This window comes from Magnetococcales bacterium (genome assembly GCA_015231175.1).
In the GTDB taxonomy this organism is placed as follows: domain Bacteria; phylum Pseudomonadota; class Magnetococcia; order Magnetococcales; family DC0425bin3; genus HA3dbin3.
Map to the genome: position 1 here is coordinate 1 of JADGBZ010000118.1, position 6,809 is coordinate 6,809.

6 protein-coding genes are annotated in these 6,809 nt (G+C 59.2%); all 6 read right to left on the reverse strand.

Annotation, left to right across the window (positions count from 1 at the left end; genetic code table 11):
• Nucleotides 1-74 precede the first annotated feature (74 nt).
• On the reverse strand, nt 75-569 hold the full coding sequence (gene ybeY, locus HQL63_15310; GenBank protein ID MBF0178193.1) for an rRNA maturation RNase YbeY: 495 nt from the start codon (nt 567-569) through the stop codon (nt 75-77).
• 8 nt (nt 570-577) lie between these two features.
• Nucleotides 578-3,247, reverse strand: coding sequence for an HDIG domain-containing protein (locus HQL63_15315; GenBank protein MBF0178194.1), 2,670 nt, complete (start codon nt 3,245-3,247; stop codon nt 578-580).
• Nucleotides 3,231-4,196, reverse strand: coding sequence for a PhoH family protein (locus tag HQL63_15320; protein MBF0178195.1), 966 nt, complete (start codon nt 4,194-4,196; stop codon nt 3,231-3,233). Before HQL63_15320 ends, HQL63_15315 begins: the two co-directional genes overlap by 17 nt.
• Before the next feature lie 25 nt (nt 4,197-4,221).
• Nucleotides 4,222-5,541 (reverse strand): tRNA (N6-isopentenyl adenosine(37)-C2)-methylthiotransferase MiaB, encoded by a 1,320-nt coding sequence (miaB, locus tag HQL63_15325; GenBank protein MBF0178196.1) that lies wholly within the window; start codon nt 5,539-5,541, stop codon nt 4,222-4,224.
• A 70-nt stretch (nt 5,542-5,611) separates the two neighbouring features.
• Entirely contained in the window at nt 5,612-6,118 is a 507-nt protein-coding gene (gene coaD / locus HQL63_15330; GenBank protein MBF0178197.1) for a pantetheine-phosphate adenylyltransferase, read from the reverse strand.
• A partial coding sequence (gene rsmD, locus HQL63_15335) for a 16S rRNA (guanine(966)-N(2))-methyltransferase RsmD (protein MBF0178198.1) occupies nt 6,115-6,809 on the reverse strand: 695 nt, incomplete at its 5' end. The genes rsmD and coaD, both read right to left, overlap by 4 nt.

The window sequence follows — 6,809 nt, forward strand, 5'->3', positions numbered from 1 at the left end:
TTCTGGCGCGTCTTTTTGCGCCAGAAGGCGGACGTATTGCAGATTTTTAAAGAAGATGAACGCATGGCAGGTTTTTAAAGAAGATGAACGCATGGCAGGTTTTTAAAAAGGTGACTCTTCAGCACAGCCCTCTCCTCCTGCTCCTGGCGCTCGGCGGCGGCGGCAGATTTTTCGTGGTCATGTCCCAGAAGATGCAACACCCCATGCACCACCATGTGGGCCAGATGATCCTGGAGGGGTACGTCATACGCCGTGGCTTCCCGCAGCAACGTTTCGAAGGCCAGCACCACATCGCCAAGCGGACGCACGCGGGGCGGATGCGCCACGGTGAATTCATCCTCCAAAGCGAAGGAAAGAACGTTGGTGGGTTTGTCGATGCCGCGCCAAGTCCGGTTCATCTCCTGGATTGCGGCGTCCCCGGTCAAGAGCAGACTCACTTCCGGCGTCTGTTTGCCACCCGACACCCCTGTATGAGCCAAGGTGGCCACAACCGCCTGCCGGATCACCTTGACCAGCTGAGGCGTCCATCCCGGATGGTCCCGGGTCACACGGAGCCGTGGTGCAGGCATGACCAGCCTCAACCCGACCGGCTGCCAACGTGCGAAGGGGGCTTTTTGATCAAATCCGGGTAGGCAATGCGGTGGTGGTAAAAACCCAGAATGAGAACACGGCAAAAAGCCTCTTCGATGGTGGCAATCTCGCTCAAGGTCAACCTGCACTCATCCAACTGCTTATCGGCAATCTTGTTGTTGACGATGCGCTGCACAAGACTCTGAATCTTGGCCGGTGAAGGGTTTTTCAGCGCACGTGCCGCAGCCTCCACCGAATCGGCCAACATCAAAATGCCGGATTCGCGGGTTTGGGGTTTGGGTCCAGGATAGCGGTATTCGGACTCGGGAATCGTCTCCCCCCGCCGGCTGGCCTCCCGCATGGCCTTGTTGTAGAAAAACTGTAGCAAAGAGTTCCCCTGATGGGTGGTGATCGCCTCCAGGATGGGCGCCCCCAACTGATACTCCCTGGCCATCTCCACCCCATCCTTGACATGCGCCATGATGATCTTGGCCGACATGGAAGGGGAAAGGTTGTCGTGCCGGTTTTCTCCGGATTGGTTTTCGACAAAGTAGTGGGGTTTCGACAGCTTGCCAATGTCATGATACAGGGCCATGACCCGGGCCATGAGAGGATTGGCATGGATTGCCTCGGCAGCGGCCTCGGCCAGGTTGCCCATCATCACGGAGTGATGGTAGGTTCCCGGCGTCCGCAGCGAAAGTCGCTTCAAAAGCGGGTGATCCCCGGAGGCCAACTCCAGCAACCGCGAATCCGTGGTCAGGTTGAAAATCCACTCCAGAGTGGGGATCAGAGCCAACCCAAGCAGGCCAACCAGCAACCCACCGGCCATGGCCACGCTCATGCCGCTCAACCAGGTCCAGTTGAGCATGTTGCCCGAAACGGCCTCTACCAAAGGCATGGTGACAGCCTGCGCAAACCCAATGCGAAAACCGGCGCCCAAAACATCGAAGCGGCGCCGACAACTTCTCAGGCTGAAGGCGCCAACCATGGAACCGATGAAAAAATAGATGAACAGGGTCAATCCGCCATTGGCGGCCAAGGCGGAGAGAAAAGACAACAGCGCCCCGACAATCAAGGCCCCCCCCGGCAGGGAAGCCCGCGCACCGATGATCAGGGAGGTCAAAGCCGACCCCAGAGCAACAGGCGGCAGGTAGTAGACAATGGTGGGATACCAGTGGAACAACTCCGCCAACCCCTGGCCTACATAGAGCGTCAGGTTGCACAACACCGCGCTGACGAACAAAATGGTTCCCAGGATGTACAAGGTTTTTTTGTCACGCGGAAACACAGGGGAGGTCTGCAACAAAAACCAGCGACCAAGCCAAAGAAAAATGGCCAGGGTCGCCGCCAGCCCGATGGAACGGAACAAGGTGATGCCGACCCAATGCCCCCGGTTGAGAGCCTCTATCTTGCGCCGCGCCCCCTCGCTGACCAACTCCCCTTCACGCACCACCATCTCACCCCGACGTGCGCGAAAAAAGGCCTTCTCGACAGAGTCTTTTGCCCGTTGCCGACGCAGCTTGGTCTCCGCCAGATTCAAAACAAAATTGGGCCGTATCTGCGCCCGGGTTTCGTTGATGATCCACTCCCTTAATACGCGCGGCAGTTCGTTGAGGTTTTCGTTCGCACTGCGCACCAGCAGTTGCCGCATACCGTCAATATCTGTTAAACCATTGATATCATTTAATCTTTGCTCAGAATTCCGCGAAATGGAACGCCGAACATAGGTGCCCTTTTCCAGATCCCGCAACACCTCCGGTCCGCTGACCACCCGCTGATTGGCCAAAGGCACCAACCAATTTTCGATGATGCGGATCAGATCGGCATAGGGATGGGGAAGCATGGGCGAAACGGGCAACCCGCTTTTGGCCACCACATCCTTGCGCTCGGTCTGGGAGGTCGCCCGCACCGGCACATCCTTGGTCTCAGCATCCGTGGCACCCCCTGGTCCGGCATGGGGCTTGATATCTTCCTTGCGTTGACTGTCCGATGGCGGATCCTTCCCCGGCGCAGGAGCGGACGCAGGAAGCTCCCTGGGAATCGGTTTGGGCACCACAGGCAGGAGAGTGTCCAGACCCGTCGTATCGTGCGGAGAGACAACAGGAACCGAAGCAGCAGGAGACGGAAACTGGGCAGCAGCCAGCAAAGCCTTGTAGGCATTGACCGGGATAAGATCACCCAGACGCTGCGAAAAAGCCTCGCGGGTGGGAACCGTCTCTTCGTTGTTGGCCCCATGACCCGCACGCAGCGACTCACCCAGCCAAGTCAGGGACTCTCGCAAATAGTTGACGACCGAATCCATCATGCCATCATCCCAGTCGTAGACCGGGGGTACGGTCAGGGCAGCCTCCTCCTGGCGCCGCAACGTGGAGACCGTGTCTTCAATCAGAATATCCCGATCCGCCTTGACATCGATGCGGGATATCTCGCCCACTTCCGGAAGATAGAGCGGCTTGAAGACCATGGGTGAATAGACCACGGTCAACAATCCCACCAGGCCGGCAAACAAGGCAAAATCGATCGTCGGCGACAGCTGCAACCACGCCAGAAGCGCCCGCACCTGGGGATTGCGCACACGGAACAAGGGGGGAAGTTTTTTTTCAGGCAGCGCTGCCGCACCCGCCGGAACCGCTCCGGAAGGCTGTCTGGATCCGCTGTTTTTACGACCGTTGGCCATCGGCTTCCTCGTAAGCCCGAACGATTCTCCGCACAAGAGGGTGGCGCACCACATCCCGATCCGTAAAGTGGATCATGCCGATGCCATCCACATGGGACAATATTTTCATGGCGTGAACAAGACCCGAACCACGCCCGGCAGGCAAGTCAACCTGGGTGGCATCGCCACACACCACGGCACGCGACGTCTGTCCCAGACGGGTCAGGAACATTTTCATTTGTTCAGGGGTGGTGTTTTGCGCTTCATCGAGGATGATGAATGCCTCCTCCAGAGTGCGGCCACGCATATAGGCCAGCGGGGCAATTTCGAGCAAGTTCTGGTCCAGCATCTTCTCCACCTTTTCGTATCCCAGCATATCATGCAGGGCATCGTAAAGGGGACGCAAATAGGGATCCACCTTGGCCTGGAGATCTCCTGGCAAAAATCCGAGCCGTTCGCCAGCCTCCACGGCAGGCCGGGTCAGGACGATACGTGCCACACGCCCTTCCAGGCAGGCCTGCACCGCTACCGCCACCGCCACATAGGTCTTGCCCGTCCCAGCCGGACCCGTGGCAAAGGTCAGATCGGTGTGCCAAAGGGTTTCGATGTAGGCAGCCTGCCGGGCATTGCGCGGATGAATCAACCGACGCGGCGTATGCACAGCGACATCGGGGGAGAAAAGCCTCGTCGGGGAGACATCTTCCAGCAAAGCCCGCGCCCCATCAGCCACACGCTGCGGATCCACAACCTCCCCCTGCTCCAACAGAGCATACAACCGATGTAACAAATCCCGTACCACCTCGACCCGGCCCTGTCGGGCCGTAATGGCCACGGAGTTGCCACGCGGGTGCAAGGTGACACACAATTGTTCTTCCAGCAAATGCAAATGCGCATCACACTCCCCAAACAATCGCATGGCCAGTTGATTGTCAGGAAAGGTGATCAGCTCAGTCTGGACTTTCTCTTCCATCGGGTGGCATCACCAGGCGGGTTTTTCAGGTTATGGGACGACCCTTGAGCGAATGGGGCATCCCTTCCGTGATCTCGACCTGGAGCATGCGTCCGATCCATGCCGCAGGTCCGGGAATGTTGACCCGGCGAAAATCGGCGGTTCGCCCCGTCACCTCACCCTCCCGCCGCTTGGAAACACCCTCCACAAGGAGCTGCACAACCCGGCCAACCTGACGCTGGTTCCCAGCCAGTTGTTCGGCATCGAGCCGGGCCTGCAAAAATTCCAGACGCTTGGCGCTCACCTCTTCCGGAATGTGCTGGGGCAAGGTCGCCGCAGACGTTCCCGGGCGGGGAGAAAACTTGAACGAATAGGCATGGGCAAATCCCACCTGTTCCACCAGGTCGAGCGTTTGTTGAAAGTCGGCATCGCTCTCTCCGGGAAAACCGACAATAAAATCCGAGGCCAAAGCCATATCCGGCACGGCACGACGCAACTTTCCAACCCAGGCAAGATATTCGGCTACAGTATGCCCGCGTCCCATGCGCGTCAAAACGCGATCCGAACCACTCTGGATGGGCAAATGAAGGTAGGGACACAACTGCGGCACCTGGGCGAAAACCTCAACCAGGGCATCCGTCATATCCGCCGGATGGGATGTCACAAACCGCAAACGTTTCACACCCTCCACCTGGGCGACCCGGCGGATCAATGCCGCCAGATCATGGGTTCTCCCGTGCCGATCCGCTCCCTGATAGGCATTGACGTTCTGACCCAGAAGCGTGATCTCCACCACCCCCTGGCTTGCCAGATCCGTCACCTCCGCCAAAACCTCTTCCACTCCCCGGCTCCACTCCCGGCCACGGGTGGTTGGCACCACACAATAGGCGCAAAACCGATCACAACCCTCCTGGATGGTGACGGAGGCGACCACCCCATGGGACCGAACCATGGGCAGGACATCAAACTTGGACTCCGTGGCCGGATCCGTGGCACAAATCCGCTGTTCCCCCCGGGAAAGGCGCTCCAGAAAAAGCGGCAGGCGGTGGTAGTTCTGTGGTCCGAATACCAGATCCACGAAGGGGGCACGCCGGAAAATGGCCGCCCCTTCCGCCTGGCCAACACACCCCCCAACCGCAAAACGCACCGGACGCCCCCGCAGCCCCTTGTGCAGACGCCCCAGTTCGGAAAACAGCTTCTCTCCGGCCTTCTCCCGAATGTGGCAGGTGTTGAAAATGATCAGATCCGCCTGCTCCGGATCCGCCACCACCTGCCAGTTTCGTCCCACTTCCAACACGTCCGCCATGCGCGACGCATCGTAGGCATTCATCTGGCAGCCAAAGGTCTTGATGTGGACACGCTGCAAACCAGAACACCCCGTATGGCAGAAAGGTGCGGTGCGGCTGCAAACCCAACAGACCTTGGGTGCAGCCAGGTTATGTTTGCGGGCCGTCCGGCTGGAGAGCCTTCAGGCGCGCCATCAACTCCGGAACCACATGCGCTGGCACAAAGGGCCGAACATCCCCCCCCATCACGGCAATCTCCTTGACCAGCCGCGAAGAGATGAAAATGGTGGACTCCCCAGCCATGAGAAACACCGTCTCGACATCGCCAGCCAGTTTGCGATTCATGCTGGCCATCTGGAACTCGTACTCAAAATCGGAAACAGCCCGCAAACCACGCAAAATGACGCCGGCGCCGATCCGGTTGGCGTATTCCACCAACAACCCCTGCATCCGGCACACCTCCACATGGGGCAGATGCCGGATGCTGTCGCGAATCTGCGCCATGCGCTCTTCGCCCGTGAAAAGGGTTTTTTTGCTGTGGTTGCTGGCCACCGCAACGATGAGCCGGTCAAACAAGGCCGCCCCGCGCGTAATGACATCCACATGGCCCAAGGTAACCGGATCAAACGTCCCCGGATAGACTGCGATTCGTTTCATTGTTGGCGTTCAACCAGCGTCGTTGTCAATGTTGACGAGGGAGTCCACTGGAACAGCGTCACCCCCGTACCACCGTAACGCCGCTGTTTCCACATATGCAAGCCACAACACTCGGGCAGGACATCGATCTCGGCAGCATGTTCGACAATGACCACCGCATCCGGCTGCAGCAACCGTGACCACACCACCTTCTGCAAGGCCGCCGCAGCCAGCCCCTCCCCGTAGGGGGGATCCATGAACACCAAATCAAACCGGGAGACATCCACAGACCCGGACCCTCCTCCGTATGCCTCTGGGGCAAAAACCGAGGCGCGAATCACCTGGCCCCGCTCCCCCAGCCCGCTTCGCTCCAAATTGCCACGAATCAACTGGACCAAATCCGGCTCCTTTTCCACAAACACAGCCGTCGCCGCCCCCCGGCTCAACGCCTCTATTCCCAACAAACCGCTGCCGGCAAAGAGATCCAAAACCCGGCATCCCGATAATTGACCCTGTACCATATTGAGCATGGCCTGACGCACACGCTCACCGGTAGGACGCACTCGCAGCCCTTCGGGAGTGGTCAGCCGCCGCCCGCACAACGTCCCTCCCGAGATTCGTACCATGCCGCCAACAAACCCATGCCATGCCAGCCACGCCAGCCACGCCAGCCACGCCAGCCACGCCAGCCACGCCAGCCACGCCAGCCACG